The organism is Paenarthrobacter sp. NPDC090520 (genome assembly GCF_044769205.1).
In the GTDB taxonomy this organism is placed as follows: Bacteria; Actinomycetota; Actinomycetes; order Actinomycetales; family Micrococcaceae; genus Arthrobacter.
In genome coordinates, this window is record NZ_JBIVXM010000013.1 from 1 (window position 1) to 16,712 (window position 16,712).

A 16,712-nucleotide genomic window follows, 5' to 3' on the forward strand; every position below is an offset into this window, starting at 1 on the left:
CACTCCGCGGTCTCTTCCGGATCACGATCAGGCAACTGGGCAGTCAACCCACTAAGGATGTGTGAGGTCTCTTCTCCTGCAGCCACGTCCAACCTCTCTTCATTGAATGTCTGGGCGCTTGCTCTGTGGGGGCGCTCATGGAATTTCGTATTGTGAGAATAAAATTCTGCAATTCGAGATTACGCACGCCGGCTGGGCAGCGTCAATACGGATTGCGGGACCGCTACAGTCAACTCCTGTCTGTCGAGCCAATCAACAGAATGTGACCCGTCATACAGTTCAACCCTTGACGTGACGTGACCTGAGTCATAGAGTTCTTTCACTATTCAATAACTTGTTTTCATAATGTGGAAACAGTACGAAGTGGAGATCCACGATGCAGACGACTTCATCAGTCGGCGTCACTGGGACTCCGGAAGAAGATGAGCACCAAGGTGGGCACCACCTGCTTTCCGTAGGAAATACGGAACTCTGTGCCATCGCTTCCGAAGCCTCAGGCCGTACCATCAGCCCCAGCCTCTACAACATTGACCTCGCCCCCACCAAGGCCAAAGGCCGAAAGTGGACCAGTTACAGCATCTTTACCCTCTGGGCCAACGACGTCCACAGCCTGGGTAACTATGCCTTTGCCATCGGCCTGTTCTCGCTGGGGCTGGGCGGTTGGCAGATCCTGGTTGCCTTGGGCATCGGGGCTGTGTTGCTCTTTGCCCTCCTGAACTTCTCCGGTTTCATGGGCCAGAAGACGGGTGTTCCGTTCCCCGTCATGAGCCGTATCAGCTTTGGCATCCGTGGCGCCCAGATCGCCAGCCTGGTCCGTGGCGCCGTCGCTGTCGCCTGGTTCGGCATCCAGACGTACCTTGCCTCCGTGGTGCTGCGCGTCCTGCTGGTTGCCGTCGCGCCGGGTCTCAAGGACCTGGACAGCAACTCCATCCTGGGTCTTTCCACCCTCGGCTGGTTCTCCTTTGTTGCCTTGTGGATCGTCCAGTTGGTCATCGTGAGCTTCGGCATGGAAATGATCCGTAAGTACGAGGCCTTCGCAGGACCCATCATCCTCGTCACCATGGCCGCCATCGCTGTGTGGGTCTTCATCGAAGCAGGCGGGGCCATCCAGTGGTCCGGTATCAAGGGCCTCGAAGGTACTGAGATGTGGCTGACCATCTTTGCCGGCGGTGCCCTCTGGGTCTCCATCTACGGCACGTTCGTCCTGAACTTCTGCGACTTCACGCGGTCCTCCACCTCCAAGAAGTCCATCGTCAAGGGCAACTTCTGGGGCATTCCCATCAACATGCTGGTCTTCGGCGCCATCGTCGTGATCATGGCCGGCGGGCAGTACAAGATCAACGGCACGGTCATCGAGAGCCCTTCGGACATTGTCCAGAGCATTCCGAACACGCTCCTGCTGGTCCTGGCCTGCCTTGCCCTGCTGATCCTGACCATTGCCGTAAACCTGATGGCCAACTTCGTGGCTCCGGTCTACGCGCTGACCAACCTGTTCCCGCGGCACCTGAACTTCCGCAGGGCTGCCTGGGTCAGCGGCACCATCGGCTTGGTCATCCTGCCCTGGAACCTGTACAACAACCCGATTGTCATCGTGTACTTCCTGGGTGGCCTCGGCGCCCTGCTCGGCCCGCTGTTCGGCGTGGTCATGGCCGACTACTGGCTGATCCGCCGCGGCAAGGTCAACGTCCCCGAGCTGTATACCGAGGATCCGAAGGCCGCCTACTTCTACAAGCGCGGCGTCAACCCCAGGGCGATCGTCGCAATGATCCCTGCAGCCGCCATCGCGCTGGCCATTGCGTTCATTCCAGGCCTCGCGGCCGTTGCGCCCTTCGCCTGGTTCATCGGAGCCGGCGTCGCCGCGCTCACGTACTTCGCTGTGGCTGACAAGAAGCAGCAGCACGAGGACGTCTCCGGCGAGCCGATCGCCGTCGCCAGCACCCACTAAAGCATCAGCAAAGGTGATGCCCGCCCTCCCGGCCTCCGAATCCCTGCGGACGCCGGCGAGGGCGGGCATAGCCATTGAGAGGAAACCATGCGCATCCTGGTCGCAAACGTGAACACCACCCAGTCCATGACCGATTCCATTGCAGCCCAGGCACGGGCCGCCGCCGCGCCAGGCACGGAAATCATCGGCATCACCCCGCGCTTCGGCGCTGATTCCTGCGAAGGAAATTTCGAAAGCTACCTGGCTGCCATCGCCGTCATGGACGCCGTGGTCAACTATCCGGAGCCGTTCGACGCCGTCATTCAGGCCGGTTACGGCGAACACGGCCGGGAGGGTCTCCAGGAACTCCTCGATGTCCCAGTGGTGGACATCACCGAGGCCGCCGCCAGCACAGCGATGTTCCTCGGCCACAAGTACTCTGTGGTCACCACGCTTGACCGGGCCGTTCCGCTCATCGAAGACCGCCTCAAGCTGGCCGGACTCGATGCCCGTTGCGCGTCGGTGCGGGCCAGTGGCATGGCCGTGCTGGAACTCGAAGAACACCCGGACCGCGCCGTGGAGGCAATCGTCGGCCAGGCCGAGGAAGCCGTCAGCAAGAACCACGCCGAAGTGATCGTCCTGGGCTGTGGTGGCATGGCCGGACTGGATGACCAGATCCGCCAGCGTACCGGCGTTCCCGTGGTGGATGGCGTCGCCTCGGCCGTCACCATCGCCGAGTCCCTCGTCCGCCTGGGCCTCTCCACGTCCAAGGTCCGCACCTACGCGGCGCCGCGCCCCAAGACTGTCATAGGCTGGCCGATAACTCCCGCGGCCCAGACCGCCGCACGCTAAGGCAACTCCCCGAAAGGCAACCACATGACTGACTCAAGCCTGCCCGCAGACCCCAGGGTCGCCGTCGTGACCGGGGCCGGCTCGGGCATCGGGAGGGCGGTTGCCCGGCTCATGCTCGCCGAGGGGTATCGCGTGGCGCTGGCCGGACGACGTGAGGCGCAGTTGCTGGAGACGGCGGATGGTCACCCCGAGGCGCTTGCGGTTCCGTGCGATGTCACAGTGCCCGACGACGTCGCCCGCCTTTTCGGTGTGGTGCGCCAGCGTTGGGGCCGGGTGGATGTCCTCTTCAACAATGCAGGCATCTTCGGGCCGGCCGGCGACGTGGGGGACCTGGACGTGGCGGAGTGGGAAGCCACGCTGAGAGTCAACGTGACCGGTTCCATGCTGTGTGCCGCCGAGGCCGTCCGGACCATGAAGGCCCAGGAGCCGCAAGGTGGCCGCATCATCAACAACGGGTCCATCTCGGCGCATTCGCCGCGGCCCAGGTCTGTTGCCTACACGGTGACCAAGCATGCGATGAGCGGGCTGACCAAGAGCATCGAGCTGGACGGCCGCGAGTTCGGGATTACGTGCGGGCAGATCGATATCGGCAACACCCGCACCGAAATCATGGACACCATTGGCGTTGGATCGGGTGCGCTGCAGGCCGACGGGTCACGCAAGGTGGAGCCGATGTTCCCGGTGGACGACGCCGCCCGGGCCGTACTCCTCATGGCCAACATGCCGGCGTCGGCCAGCGTGGGATCCCTGGTGGTGACTGCGGCAGGGATGCCCTTCATAGGCCGCGGCTAGGGGAGCTGCGCCGCCCCTGGCCACCTGCCGCCCCGGCAACCCGCCTCAGCGCCCCAGCCCCCCGTCTGCGGCCCGCCCCGTGCCGCCACGACCAACTTTGCCGCCGCCGAGCCCCCGAATCGCCGTATTTCCCGGCGATTCGGGGGCTTTCCCACGTCAAAGAAGGTCGCGGAGGCACGCCATCCTTGGCATACCAAACCAAACATGACTTCCATATTATGGAAAAGCTTTTTCCCCTTGCGGAATGATGTGAGCGGGATTACATTGAAAAACATCCCCCGAAAATGAGGGGCTGTTCCCAAACTGATTGGTTCAGATCAATGAAGATCCCAGACTCTGCGGCGCTGAAGGCGAGTTCGGCCCCGCGGAAGAAGAAGCCACTGTATAAGTCGCTCTTCTTCCAAATTCTGATCGCCGTCGTCGCAGGTGTACTCATCGGCCACTTTTGGCCGACCATCGGGTCCACCCTCCGGCCGTTGGGCGATGGATTCATTCAACTCATCAAGATGATCATCGCCCCGCTGATCTTCCTCGTGATCGTCACGGGCATCTCAGCGGTCGGCGACGTCAAGGCGGTCGGACGAGTCGGGGTCAAAGCGCTCCTCTACTTCACCGGCGCTACCCTCTTCGCCCTGGTCTTCGGGCTCATCGTGGCCAACATCGTCCAGCCCGGTGCCGGGCTGAACATCGATCCGGCAACCCTTTCCCAGGATGCCCTCAACGCCAAGACCGGCAACGCGCCGCCCAAGGACGCCGCAGCGTTCATCCTCGATGTGATTCCCACCAGCGTGATCGGTGCCTTCGCCAACAACAGCCTGCTTCAGGTGCTGTTCTTCTCGGTCTTCTTCGGCGCAGCCATCGTGGTGATTGGCCGTGAGCGCTGCATGCCCGTCATCAGCCTCATGGAAACCGTGCTGGAACTGATCTTCAAGATCATGTCCTGGATCATGAAGGTTGCCCCGATCGGTGCCTTCGGCGCCATGGCCTTTATCATCGGCCAATACGGGCTCGGTACGCTCAGCACCTACGCACTCCTGATCGCCGCCTGCTACGGGGCCGCCATCGTCTTCATCGGGCTGCTGTTCCTGGTGGCGTGGGGCTTCGCCCGCGTTCCGCTGTGGAGCTTCCTCAAGTACACCCGCGAAGAATTCCTGCTGGCACTCGGCACCGCCTCCACCGAGGCCGTCATGCCGCGCATCATGACCAAGCTGACCAACGCCGGCTGCTCCCGTGCCACCACAGGCCTGGTGGTCCCTACGGGCTACTCCTTCAACCTGGACGGCGCAGCGATCTACCTGTCCATCTCCCTGCTCTTCCTCGCGCAGGCCTTCGGCCACAACCTTGACCTCGGCCAGCAGTTGGCCGCGCTCGGTGTGTTGCTCCTGACCTCCAAGGGCATGGCCGGTGTTCCGGGCTCATCGTTCCTTGCCCTCTCGGCTACCGCTACCGCGCTGGGCATCTTCCCGGTTGCCGGCGTCGCGCTCCTGCTGGGCGCCGACCGCCTCATGGACTCCATGCGGGTGGTGGTCAACCTGCTGGGCAACTGCGTGGCCACGTTCGTGGTGGCCAAGTGGGAAGGCCAGTTCGACCGCAGCGTCATGCTCCGCGCCTTCAAGGGTGAAATCACCAACGAGGACTCCGCCATCATGCTCGGCAAGGAAGACGTGTATGAAGAGCAGGAACTTGAGCGCATCAGCGGAGGCCAGAACCCGTCGCCAAAGTTCCGCGGTGGCCCCACCAAGGACAACATCCCGCAGTTTGAGATGAGCAAGAAGGGCCAGGCTGAAACCCCGGTCTGCCCGGACTGACCCTGGTTCACCGAAAACACTGACGGACCAGCTGCCGGCGACCCCTCCACAAAAGGGGCGTCGGCCGCCGTCGTTAACGGCAGTTACAAGGGGAGCAGCGCAGAGAGGTCGGCCCGTAGCCCGGAGGCAGCCACCCGGCCGGCCGCTACTGCGTCTGCCCACGAAATCCGTCCGGTCACCAGCTCAAGCCAGGTGGCGCCGTCGGTCTCGATGACGTTCGGGGGAGTGCCGCGCGTGTGCCGCGGACCCTCCACGCATTGCGTCACGCCGAACGGTGGCACGCGGACCTCCACGGAATTGCCCGGCGCGCGGGCGGTGACTTCCTCCAGGGAGTAGCGGACCGCCGTCGCAATGGTTGAGCGCGACGGCGGGGTGGCACCTACCGCAGGTCCGGAACCGCCGGAGGGCCCGACGGCGGTTTGCCAGGCTTCCAGCGCGGCGCGGCCCTCCTGGATATCGATGCGGCGTCGTGCAACTGCCATGGTGAAAACTCTCTCCTCGTTCTGACTGGCTGACGGAATTAGTCGCGTTAGCCGAGCATGGCGGACACAGCGTGACCCAAACGGATCTTTCCCACTTGCCGTCCGCCGCCAAGCACTGGTTCCACGACGCGCTCCAGGACGTTGGACACGGCAGGAATATCCACGGCGCCGCTGACTGCCAGGAGTGTGAGGCCTATCAGGGACGTGGCGCGGAGGTTGCCATCCAGCACTTTGACGGCAACCGTGGCGCCCGTTGGGGTGGCGAGGACCAGCACGCCTTCCGCGCCGATCTTGGCCAGCACCTCCAACTCTTCCATGACGATCGTGTTGGCCTCGCCCTTGCCCTGCACGGCCCACGGGTAGTCCAGCATGGAGGTGGCAATGGTGGCGGCGCGGGCGTTGGACGCAGGGTCGCCGGGTGCCTTCGCCAGACGGGAGTAGGCCCGCGCCAGGCCCGTTAGGGAGATCGCTGCCACAGGAGCTCCGCAGCCGTCGATGCCCAAGTGGGAGATGGCCTCGCCGCTGTACTCCTCAATCCCTGAGCGGACTCGTTGCTGCAGGGGGTGGTTTGGCTCAAGGTAGCTGCGGAGGTCCCAGCCGTTCTCCACGCAAGCCCACAGGAAGGCCGCGTGCTTGCCGGAACAGTTGAACGCGAGCTTTGACTGTCCCCGCTCGGAGCGGACCAGCCAGTTCCGGGCCGTCTCGTCCTGCGGCCAGGCAGTTGGGCATTGGAGTTGGTCCACGCGGAGACCGGCGGCCTTGAGCATGCCCTCCACCACGTCCATATGGTCCAGGGAACCGGTGTGGCTGCCGCAGGCGACGGCCACCTGGGCGCCCCGCAGCGGAACGCCGGCCTGCATGGCGGCCAGTGCCTGGAAGGGTTTGAGGGTGGAGCGGGCCATGATGGGTGCGTGGATGTCGCCGAGGCTCGTGACCACGTTGCCGTCGCCGGACAGGACCACCGCTGCGCCGATGTGCCGTGACTCGATGAAACCACTGCGTTCGATCACTGCAAGTTCGACGGCGGACTCAACAGTAAACGTTTCATGGGAACTCAGTGGCATGTGCCAAGTCTAGGGCGCTGGGCGGGTTCATCCCGTTCCGCCCATCGACACACCTTAGGACTCGCCCGGCTTCACAAAGTACCCTTGAGGACTGTGAAGGTACTCGTCATTGGCCCAGGCGGCCGCGAACACGCCATTGTCCGCTCTCTGCTTGAAGACCCGAACGTTTCCGAGGTCCACGCGGCACCCGGCAACGCGGGCATCAGCAAACTGGTCCCCACGCACGCAATCGACGGGAACAACCCGGAAGCCGTCGCTGCCCTCGCCACCAAGTTGGCCGTGGACCTGGTGGTTGTCGGTCCGGAAGCTCCCTTGGCCGCGGGCGTCTCGGATGCCGTGCGCGCAGCTGGTATTCCAGTCTTCGGCCCCAGCAAGGAAGCCGCGCAGCTCGAAGCCTCCAAGGCGTTCGCCAAGCAGATCATGGCGGAAGCCGGAGTCCCCACTGCGATGGCCCGCGTGGCAGAGAACGCCGAGGAAGCGGCCGATGCCCTGGATGCCTTCGGCGCTCCGTATGTTGTGAAGGACGATGGCCTCGCAGCAGGCAAGGGCGTTGTGGTCACCAAGGACCGTGCTGAGGCCCTGGCCCACGCGCAGGCTTGCTTCGACGCCGGCGGAACCGTGGTGATCGAGGAATTCCTGGACGGCCCGGAAGTTTCCCTGTTCGTCCTCTGCGACGGCCGCACCACCGTGCCGCTGTCCCCGGCGCAGGACTTCAAGCGCATCTTCGACAACGACGAGGGCCCCAACACCGGTGGCATGGGCGCCTACACTCCGCTTGAGTGGGCTCCGGAAGGCTTGGTCCAGGAAGTCATCGACCGCGTGGCGCAGCCCACCGTGGACGAGATGGCCCGCCGCGGCACACCGTTTGTCGGCGTCCTCTACTGCGGCCTTGCCCTGACCTCGCGCGGAACCCGCGTCATCGAGTTCAACGCACGCTTTGGCGACCCGGAAACGCAGGCCGTCCTGGCCCGCCTCAAGACGCCGCTCGGTGCCCTGCTCCTGGCAGCCGCCAAGGGCGAACTGGACACGGCAGAAGAGCTGCGCTGGTCCAAGGACACGGCTGTCGCCGTCGTCGTTGCCGCCGAAAACTACCCGGACACTCCCCGCACGGGTGACCGCATCCGCGGCCTGAAGAAGGTTGACGAGCTGGACGGCGTCCACGTTGTCCACGCCGGCACCAAGCTGGACGACGAAGGCAAGATTGTCTCCGCCGGTGGCCGCGTCCTCGCGGTAGTGGCACTCGGTTCCGATCTGGTTGAGGCCCGCGAAAAAGCGTACGACGGCGTGGAGCTGGTTCAGCTGGAAGGCTCGCAGTTCCGCACGGATATTGCAGGCAAGGCCGCCCGCGGCGAAATCCGGGTGCCGTACACGGCTACCGGCACCATCCCGAAAGTACAGGCCTGAGCATGACTGAATCCCTTCCCACCGGCGGTTTCGAAACCGAGGCGCTGCAGCTTCCGGGCTGGACGCACGTCTATTCCGGCAAGGTGCGCGACCTCTACGTTCCGGCCGACGAATCCATTACCGAGAAGTTCGGCCAGGATTGCGTCCTGGTGGTAGCCAGTGACCGCATCAGCGCCTACGACCACGTGCTGAGCAGCGAAATCCCGGACAAGGGCCGCATCCTCACGCAGCTGAGCCTGTGGTGGTTCGAGCAGTTGGACGTGGAGCACCACGTCCTCGCTTCCACCGTTGAGGGCGGCGTTCCGGCCGAGGTTGAGGGCCGGGCCATGATCTGCAAGAAGCTGGACATGTTCCCGGTTGAATGCATCGCCCGCGGATACCTGACGGGTTCCGGCCTTGCCGAGTACAAGGTGTCCCGGACCGTCTGCGAGATTCCCTTGCCCGAGGGACTCGTTGACGGCTCGCGCCTGGAGGCCGCGCTGTTCACGCCGTCCGCCAAGGCCGAGGTGGGCGAACACGACGAGAACATCACCTACGACGACGTCGTCGCGATGGTTGGCGACGACATCGCCGCGCGCCTGAGTGAGCTCACGCTGAAGATCTACACCCGCGCCGAGGAGATCGCCCGCGAACGCGGCATCATCCTTGCGGACACCAAGGTGGAGTTCGGCATCGACGCAGGCACCGGCATCATCACGCTCGGTGACGAGGTCCTGACCCCGGATTCTTCGCGGTTCTGGGATGCGTCCACGTATGCGCCGGGGAAGTCGCAGCCTTCCTACGACAAGCAGTACGTCCGCGACTGGCTGACGTCCGCCGAGTCGGGCTGGGACAAGGCCTCGGACACCCCGCCGCCGGCTCTTCCCGCGGATGTCGTGGTGCGCACGCGTGCACGCTACGTGGAGGCTTACGAGAAACTCACGGGCCGCACCTTCGCGTAACCCCACCTTCGCGTCACCCCCACCCAACTGACTGGCAGTAGTTGTTGTTTTGAGCTCAGAACAACAACTACTGCCAGTCAGTTTGGGTTAAACGGCTTCCGTGTGCGACGCGGCCGCGCGTCGCTCGGCAAGGCGGATCTCCAGCACGGCATCCATGGCCTGCTGCACACGGTCCGAGGCGCCGGCGGCACTGAAATCGTGCTGGGCTTCTTCCAGGAAATGCAGGGCTTCGGACGTTTCGCCGGCAGCCTTCAGGGACTTGCCGAGCAGCAACGACACCTCACCGGCGGTGTGGCGGGCAAGGGCCTTGCGGTCCTGGTAGATTTCGCGGAGCTTTTCGACGGCGGCAGGAATGTCCCCGGTCAGGTACAGCCAGCGGGCGCGAATGAAAGCGACTTCCAGCTGGTCTGTCTTGTTGCCGCCCACAATCGACAACGCCAACTCTGCCCGCTCGATCGCAGACAGCGTTTCCGGTTCAACAATGCCCGACGACAAGCGGACTGCCGCGGAGGCCTTGTTGAAACGGGCCCACAGTTCAATGTCGTTGGCAGGGGAGAGGAGCTTCGCCGCGCGTTCGTGGTGCTTGATGCCCTCTGCGTAGTCGTGGCGCATGAAGGCCACGTTTCCCACCACCCATGCCACCTCGCCGGCCAGCTGCGACATGGAGTGCTCGTCCATGTGCTCGATCATGGCCAAGCAGTATTCCCACGCTTCATCCAGCTTGCCGCTCTCCGCAAGGGCGCCGATCAGTGCGCGGTGCGCGCCGATGATCAGCGTGGAACCCTTGGGCAGCTGCTCGCACAGCTTCACGGCTTGCTTTGCATGCTCGACGGCGGTGGCCAGTTGGCCTTGTCCGTGACACACCGCGGCGAGCATCTGCCAGGCTCGAACTCCCAGGCCTGCGGATTCGGTGGCCATGGGGTGCTCCAGCAGGTGTTCCACGATCTGCTGGCATTCCTTGAGCAGGCCTTGCTTCATCACGCATTCGGCCTGCATGTACGTCATGTTCCACCAGGCACTGTTGTTCTTGGCTTCCAAGGCAATCTGCGCTGCGGTGGCCGCGTGCGTTGCGGCGAGTGGATAATCACGCAAGTCCCACGCTTGCCGGGCGTAGAGGCCAGCCAAAACATACTCAGCGTCGCTGACGGAAACAGGTTGGCTCCAGGCTTCCAACGCCTTGGGGGCCAGTTCGAGTCGGCGTGCGAGTTCTTCGATCACCTCGGCCGTGGGCTCACGCCGACCGGTCTCCAGAAGGGAGATGTAGCTCGGGGAATACAGGTTTTTGCCCAGCTCAGCCTGGGTCAACCCGCGTTCGAGCCGTTCGGCACGCAACTTCTCGCCGAATCCGTTTCCCACGGGTCCCTCCTCCTGAACATGTCTCTGCGACAGATACCCTTGACAGTCTCTGTGGAAAACATTTTACAATGTATGTCAACAGGGACCGTGTAATTTCCGTAACGAATCCGACTCGCATTGGGGAACACTATGTTCAAGAAAATCGCCGCTTCGGTGGCATTGGCAGGCGCTCTTGCGTTCACGGTTGCGGCTCCCGCAGTCGTCTCCGCGGCATCGTCCGTGGATTCCAACTCTTCCGTAAGTGCCATTGGCAACTGGCCGGATCCGATGCGCGCCAGCGTGTCGGCACCGTCGAAGTCAACGGACACCACCTACACCACGTCATCGATCGGCAACTGGCCCGATCCGATGTAACCGACAGTTCAATGAGGAAACCCCGGAGCAAACGAGCTGCTCCGGGGTTTTCTTTTTGCCTCGTGCAGTCCTGACGCTCATTGATGGCCTTCCGACTCACTTGGTCCCAAACTGCGTTCTGCCAGGACTGCCGCCTTTGATGCTGCGAGGCAACCAACGATCAGAAACGCGACTGCCACGACTGCACACGCGAATGCCAAGACCCCAAGTTCAGCAGACGGCAGGAGCGGCCCAACCACCGCACCGGTTCCAGCACCCATTCCGCCGAGTATCAGCCATGGCGCCGCAGCTTTGTGACCGGCCTTCCAAGCACCCTCGGACGTCAACGTGGAGGGGATGCGAATGCCGGCCGTCGGGTTCATTGGCAGCCGCCCGAACAGGGAGAGAATGCCTCCGACTAACAGCACCGCTCCGAGAACACTTAATCCAACGACAATTCCTATTTGGTCACCGGACATTTGGCAATCGCCCCCACTTTGCGTGTTCGTCTGTTTTCAGCCATCACGCGTGAGCCTAGGTGCTGTGTGTTAGAGCGCGCAAAGCGTTAGTAGTCGCCTGTGGATAACTTTCGGAGCAAACCTAGGCTTCGGGCTTGTTGATGGGGTTCACCAAAGAAAGACTGATGGTCTGTCCGGGAGTGAGCTCGCCGTTTACGGGGTCGACGACGGAATACCACGAGCCACCCGTGCCGCTCGACGGCCGGTTTGCTGCCCTCAAGTCAGTGATGGCGAAACGGAATGAGACCTTGCTTTCTGTGTCGCCAGGGGCCTATTGGATAAACAAAAATGGCGCCGATTTCTCGACGCCATTTCCGTTATTGGTCGGGATGACAGGATTTGAACCTGCGACCTCTTCGTCCCGAACGAAGCGCGCTACCAAGCTGCGCTACATCCCGATCCGCTGCGAAAGCAACTGTTCAAGGATAGCTGAATCGGTGCCGGATGCGAAATCGAGGAAGCGGTGTCCCTCGTCACAGCAGCACCGTCAGCCACACGGCCGAAACAGCTACACGAGCGAGTCCCGCCAGGCCCCGTGCAACTGCGCGAACCGTCCGCCGCCCGAGATCAACTCAGCAGGCGTTCCGTCCTCCACGATCCGGCCATCGTGGACTACCAGCACACGGTCGGCTGTTTCAACGGTGGACAGACGGTGCGCGATGATGATGGCAGTTCTGGCGCGCTCGGAACCGGCAACGCCTTCAAGAAGATTGGACAGGCCTTGCTGGACCATCCTCTCGGACGGAATATCCAGTGAAGACGTGGCCTCGTCCAGGATCAGGACGGCCGGCGCGGCAAGGAATGCGCGGGCGAAGCCAATGAGCTGCCGCTGCCCCGAGGAGACCCGCCCGCCACGCTTGTTCACGTCAGTGTCGTAGCCGTCGGGGAGGCCCATGATGAACTCGTGTGCACCCACAGCCGCAGCTGCTGCCTCTATCTCGGCCCGTGAGGCTTCAGGACGGCCAAGGGCGATGTTGTCCGCCACAGATCCGCTGAAGAGGAATGCCTCTTGGGTCACCATCACCACGGCGCGGCGCAGGTCGGTGGTGGAGAGATCGCGCAGATCCACGCCGTCCAGGGTGATGGATCCGGACGTGACGTCGTAGAAGCGGGCAACCAGCTTCGCCAGGGTGGATTTGCCGGCACCCGTCTGACCGACCAACGCGACGGTCTGGCCAGCCGGGATATGCAGATCCAGGGTCGGGACAACAACTGAGCTGTCGTTGTAACCGAACTCCACGCCGTTGAAGTCGATCTCCCCGCGTGGCTGCTTCAACGCCACGGCGTTTTTCGGCGGGCGAACCGTGGGAACTTCCTCCAGCAGGCCAGACACCTTCTCCAACGCTGCCTGTGCGCTCTGGAACGAGTTGTAGAACATGGCCATCTGGTCCACCGGCTGGAAGAAGCGCTTCGTGGACAGTATGAGCGCGAGCAGCACACCCACGGCCAACTCGCCACTGAGGACCCGGAAGCCGCCGAACAACAGCACAACAGCCACGCATACGTTGCCAATCAGCACCAGGCCCGGCTGCAGTACACCGTTCAGGAAGATGGAGCGAACGGTGTTCCTGCGGTAGGCCTCCGCCACCTCGCCGTACTGTTCAGCGTTCTCGCGTTCCTTGCGGAAGGCCTTGACGGCACGGATACCGGTCATGGTCTCCACGAAATGCACGATCAAACGGGCGGAAACAACGCGGGACTCACGGAAGGCGATCTGTGAGTGCTTCTGGTACCAGCGGGCAAGGAAGAACATCGGCACGCCGGCCGCGAGCATGATCAAGCCACTTCGCCAGTCCAGGGCGAACACCGTGACCGCCGTGAAGAGCATGAACAGGATGCCGGAAGCCAAGGAACTGACACCGGAGTCCAGGAGTTCACGAAGGGCTTCCAAGTCAGACGTCTGCCGGGCGATGATCCGGCCCGAGGTGTACTTCTCGTGGAACTCAAGGCTGAGGCGCTGCGTGTGCCGGAATACCCGGACCCGCAGATCCAGCAGCATGGCCTGGCTCAGCTTCGCGGTTGAGGTCACGTACAAAGCGGTCATGCCAGCGGTGGCAATCGCGGCCGCGATGTACAAAACACCTACAAGCACCAGTGGTCCGTTGTCCCCGGATTGCAGAGCGGGCAGCGCGTGGTCAATGCCGAAAGCAATCAGCGCCGGCCCCGCCACCCTGGTGAGCTGCGAAACGATGACCATCACGAGCGTCAGCCAGAAACGTAACCGCACTGGGCGGATCAGCGAGGCAAGCAAGGCGAGCGACCGGCGTCGTACGGCTTTGCTGTCCGCCTTAGAGAGAAGGGTGTTGTCCTCGTTCGCGGTTCCAAACGTTGTGGCGCTCATCGGGTGGCCTCCTCAGCGTCTTCGAGATCCTGCAATTCGCTGTCCAGGTCCTTTGGACCGGTATCCAGGCTTGCGATGACGTAGCGGTAGTGGGCGTTGTCGGCCAACAGTTCCGTATGGGTCCCGACGGCGGTGATGGTTCCGTCTTCGAGCAGGGCCACCCGGTCCGCCAAGGCCACGGTGGAAGGCCTGTGCGCAACGATGAGCGTGGTGGTGTCATGCAGGACGTCGCGCAGCCGTGCTTCGACGCGCTCTTCCGTGTTGACGTCCAACGCGGACAGCGGATCGTCCAGCACCAGGACCTTGGGCTTGGCCGCGATGGCACGCGCCAGGGCGATCCTCTGCCGTTGACCGCCGGAGAGGCTGAGCCCTTCTTCGCCGATGAGCGTGTCCACGCCCTCGGGCAGGGAGTAGGCGAACTGGGCTTGGGCAACATCGAGTGCTTCGTCCAACGCCGCGTCAGTGGGGTCCGGCGCACCGAGCAGCACGTTGTCCCGGACGGAACTGGAGAACAGCGTGGTGTCCTCGAAAGCCACGGCAACGATCCGGCGGAGTTCCTCAAGATCGAAGTTCCGAACGTCGACGCCGTCGATGGTCACGGATCCCTCGGTCGCATCGTAAAGCCGGGGGACCAGTTGCAGCAGGGCGCTCTTGCCGCTTCCCGTGATGCCCACAAGGGCCATGGTCTCGCCGGGCCGGATGTCCAGGTTCAGGTCGCGCAGGAGAGTACCGCCGTCGTCGAACCCGAAGCCCGCGTGTTCAAAGCGCAAGGCGCCTTTCGCAACGGTCGGTACCTCGGTTTTTTCGGGCGAGGTGATGGTGTTGTTCGTGTCCATGACCTCAAAGTGGCGGTCCAACGCAGTCTTCGCCGTCAATGCCATGGCCAGGAGCATGCCCGAGAATTCCACCGGTGTGGCCACCACGGCGGCGGTCGCGAAGAATGCCACGAGCGAACCGATGCTCAGCTGGCCGCTCGCCGCGAGCATGATGCCCACCACCAGCCCCACGCCCAGCGCGAGCTCCGGCAGCAGCGTCACCACCAACGTAAAGCCGGCCTGCTGCTTGGCCTTGGCGATCTCGGTCTGCCTGAGTTCCTCGGCTTGCCCGTTGAAGTTCTCCAAGGCCTCCCGGCTGCGTCCAAAAGCTTTCAAGACGCGGATCCCATGGACGGATTCCTCAACCGTGGTGGCGAGGTCGCCCGCTTGGTCCTGGCTGAGCCGGGTGACCAGGCTGAACCGCCGACGGAACCGGAACGAGTTGATCATGATCGGCACGGCGGCAGCGAGGAAGATCAGCGCCAACTGCCAGCTCATGGTGAACATGACCCCGACGCCGATGATCACGGTCAGCGTCGTGACCACCAGCATGATCGCGCCGAACGCCATCCAGCGGCGCAGGAAGCTGAGGTCCGTCATGGCGCGGGACAGCAGCTGCCCCGAGCCCCAACGGTCGTGGAAGGACACGGTGAGTTGCTGCAGATGACCGTACAGGGAGACGCGCATCTTCGTCTCCACCGTGGTGGCCGGGTTGATCACGAACTGCCGGCGCAACGCCACCAATCCGGCTTCCCCCACACCCAGCGCAAGAATGACGACGGCGGCAATCCAGACTGCGCCCGGGTCACCGCCGGGTTCCAACGAGTTGTTGACCAGGACCCTGAGCACTTGGGGGATGGCCAGCGCAACAATGCTGGCCAGGAGGGCGCAAAGGAGGCCCATGAACAGCCGGGGCAGGATAGGCCGCACGTGGGGGTAGAGGCGGCCGACGGAGGTGAAAAATGACGTTTGCTTGGACATGCCCGCTTCTCAACAGCTGGATCTTCAGATGGTGCGGAGGTAGTTTCCCGTAGCAACTACCCTATGCCATGCCGTGATTCGTTTCACAGGACCGCGCAACGTCGGTGAAATGTTTGACCCAGTTATTGGGGATCGTAATGGTGGGGTGCGTTCAGTTGCGGGACGTGAGCGTCAGCAGGACCGCTTCCGGGCGGCAGGCTATGCGGACCGGAGCGAAGCGGGAAGTGCCGATGCCGCCCGAAACGTTCACCGGCGTCACGAATCCATCGCTTTCCCAATCGTGCAGGCCTTTGGCACGCCACGTCGGGAGGTCGCAATTGGAGACGAGGGCGCCGTAGCCGGGGATACAGATCTGGCCGCCGTGGGTGTGTCCGGCGAGGATCAGGTCAGCTTCGGCCTCGGTGAAATGGTCCAGGACGCGCTGGTACGGTGCATGGATGACCGCAACCTTCAGGTGCGGGCGGGCGTCTTGGTTCCTGGTGCCGCGGGGCCAGCCAGCGTAGCGTTCGCGCTTCAGGTGCGGATCATCGACGCCGGAGAAATCGAAGCGGAGCCCGTTCAGCACCACTGACTGTGCGCGGTTGGTCAGTTCGATCCAGCCACCCATCCCGAACGCACTTCGGAGCTTGGGCCAGTCGAGCTTGATGGGGTCCGTCTTCGGTTTGGAAGGACCACGGAAGTAGCCGGCGGGATTCTTGATCCGAGGCGCGTAGTAGTCGTTGGACCCGGGCACGAAAACTCCCGGGAACTCCATGAGCGGGCGGAGGGCCTCGATCAGCGGATCAATGGCTTTCACATGGCTCAGGTTGTCGCCCGTGTTGACCACGAGGTCCGGTTTGACTTCGGCCAACGAGCGAAGCCAGGCAGTCTTCTTCTCTTGGCCGGGCACGAAGTGGATGTCACTGAGGTGGAGGACCCGGAAGGGCTCGAATCCGTCCGGAAGGATCGGCAAAGTCTCGTGCCTGATCCCGAACTGGTCCTTCTCCCACCAGCCGTAGGCAGCGGCCGCTGCGCCTGCCGTGGCACCGATTGCGGTAGTGACGGCGAAACCGCGCCCGGCGGTGCGGACGCGGTTTGCCAAGGAATCACGGAAAGTCACTT

Annotated in this window: 15 protein-coding genes and 1 tRNA gene; 7 read left to right on the forward strand and 9 right to left on the reverse strand. The window is 63.3% G+C overall.

The features are described 5' to 3' along the window. Window positions 1–376: 376 nt before the first annotated feature. The 4 genes from ACIQTZ_RS15740 (at window position 377) to ACIQTZ_RS15755 (ending at window position 5,376) form a co-directional block, all read left to right on the forward strand. Window positions 377–1,945 carry an NCS1 family nucleobase:cation symporter-1 gene (locus ACIQTZ_RS15740; protein ID WP_402982154.1) on the forward strand — a complete coding sequence of 523 codons (1,569 nt, stop codon included), beginning with the start codon at window positions 377–379 and terminating at the stop codon, window positions 1,943–1,945. A gap of 87 nt (window positions 1,946–2,032) precedes the next feature. Continuing rightward, entirely contained in the window at window positions 2,033–2,776 is a 744-nt protein-coding gene (locus ACIQTZ_RS15745; protein ID WP_402982156.1) for an aspartate/glutamate racemase family protein, read from the forward strand. A 24-nt stretch (window positions 2,777–2,800) separates the two neighbouring features. Further along, the gene (locus tag ACIQTZ_RS15750; RefSeq protein WP_402982157.1) at window positions 2,801–3,568 is read left to right on the forward strand and encodes an SDR family oxidoreductase; all 768 of its coding nucleotides are present in this window, start codon (window positions 2,801–2,803) and stop codon (window positions 3,566–3,568) included. A 320-nt stretch (window positions 3,569–3,888) separates the two neighbouring features. Continuing rightward, window positions 3,889–5,376, forward strand: coding sequence for a cation:dicarboxylate symporter family transporter (locus tag ACIQTZ_RS15755; RefSeq protein WP_400337798.1), 1,488 nt, complete (start codon window positions 3,889–3,891; stop codon window positions 5,374–5,376). Between the two features lie 83 nt (window positions 5,377–5,459). On the opposite strand, the gene ACIQTZ_RS15760 is transcribed toward ACIQTZ_RS15755, so the two are convergent. Both ACIQTZ_RS15760 and ACIQTZ_RS15765 read right to left on the reverse strand, forming a co-directional pair. Then, window positions 5,460–5,858, reverse strand: a complete 399-nt coding sequence (locus ACIQTZ_RS15760) for a sterol carrier family protein (RefSeq protein ID WP_402982159.1) — start codon at window positions 5,856–5,858, stop codon at window positions 5,460–5,462. Window positions 5,859–5,905: 47 nt separating this feature from the next. After that, window positions 5,906–6,922 carry an asparaginase gene (locus ACIQTZ_RS15765; protein ID WP_402982161.1) on the reverse strand — a complete coding sequence of 339 codons (1,017 nt, stop codon included), beginning with the start codon at window positions 6,920–6,922 and terminating at the stop codon, window positions 5,906–5,908. 93 nt (window positions 6,923–7,015) lie between these two features. Between ACIQTZ_RS15765 and purD the strand changes: the two genes are divergently transcribed. Both purD and ACIQTZ_RS15775 read left to right on the forward strand, forming a co-directional pair. Then, the gene (gene purD, locus ACIQTZ_RS15770) at window positions 7,016–8,326 is read left to right on the forward strand and encodes a phosphoribosylamine--glycine ligase (RefSeq protein ID WP_402982279.1); all 1,311 of its coding nucleotides are present in this window, start codon (window positions 7,016–7,018) and stop codon (window positions 8,324–8,326) included. A gap of 2 nt (window positions 8,327–8,328) precedes the next feature. Further along, window positions 8,329–9,267 (forward strand): phosphoribosylaminoimidazolesuccinocarboxamide synthase, encoded by a 939-nt coding sequence (locus ACIQTZ_RS15775; protein WP_402982162.1) that lies wholly within the window; start codon window positions 8,329–8,331, stop codon window positions 9,265–9,267. Window positions 9,268–9,354: 87 nt separating this feature from the next. Here the strand turns inward: ACIQTZ_RS15775 and ACIQTZ_RS15780 are convergent, their stop codons facing one another. After that, the gene (locus ACIQTZ_RS15780; RefSeq protein WP_397326546.1) at window positions 9,355–10,623 is read right to left on the reverse strand and encodes a helix-turn-helix domain-containing protein; all 1,269 of its coding nucleotides are present in this window, start codon (window positions 10,621–10,623) and stop codon (window positions 9,355–9,357) included. 129 nt (window positions 10,624–10,752) lie between these two features. On the opposite strand from ACIQTZ_RS15780, the gene ACIQTZ_RS15785 reads away from it, so the two are divergent. Beyond that, complete coding sequence (locus ACIQTZ_RS15785) at window positions 10,753–10,977, forward strand: hypothetical protein (RefSeq protein ID WP_402949479.1); 225 nt, start codon at window positions 10,753–10,755, stop codon at window positions 10,975–10,977. 77 nt (window positions 10,978–11,054) lie between these two features. Here ACIQTZ_RS15785 and ACIQTZ_RS15790 read toward each other — a convergent pair whose 3' ends face one another. The 6 genes from ACIQTZ_RS15790 to ACIQTZ_RS15815 form a co-directional block, all read right to left on the reverse strand. Then, window positions 11,055–11,435, reverse strand: a complete 381-nt coding sequence (locus tag ACIQTZ_RS15790; protein ID WP_402982164.1) for an SdpI family protein — start codon at window positions 11,433–11,435, stop codon at window positions 11,055–11,057. A gap of 121 nt (window positions 11,436–11,556) precedes the next feature. Next, window positions 11,557–11,694, reverse strand: coding sequence for a hypothetical protein (locus ACIQTZ_RS15795; protein ID WP_402982166.1), 138 nt, complete (start codon window positions 11,692–11,694; stop codon window positions 11,557–11,559). Between the two features lie 101 nt (window positions 11,695–11,795). Continuing rightward, a tRNA-Pro gene (locus tag ACIQTZ_RS15800) sits at window positions 11,796–11,872 on the reverse strand. A gap of 110 nt (window positions 11,873–11,982) precedes the next feature. Continuing rightward, on the reverse strand, window positions 11,983–13,815 hold the full coding sequence (locus tag ACIQTZ_RS15805) for an ABC transporter ATP-binding protein (RefSeq protein WP_402982167.1): 1,833 nt from the start codon (window positions 13,813–13,815) through the stop codon (window positions 11,983–11,985). Further along, on the reverse strand, window positions 13,812–15,611 hold the full coding sequence (locus ACIQTZ_RS15810) for an ABC transporter ATP-binding protein (protein ID WP_402982169.1): 1,800 nt from the start codon (window positions 15,609–15,611) through the stop codon (window positions 13,812–13,814). Before ACIQTZ_RS15810 ends, ACIQTZ_RS15805 begins: the two co-directional genes overlap by 4 nt. Window positions 15,612–15,762: 151 nt before the next feature. Next, window positions 15,763–16,710, reverse strand: coding sequence for a metallophosphoesterase (locus ACIQTZ_RS15815; protein ID WP_402982171.1), 948 nt, complete (start codon window positions 16,708–16,710; stop codon window positions 15,763–15,765). Between the last annotated feature and the right edge of the window lie 2 nt (window positions 16,711–16,712).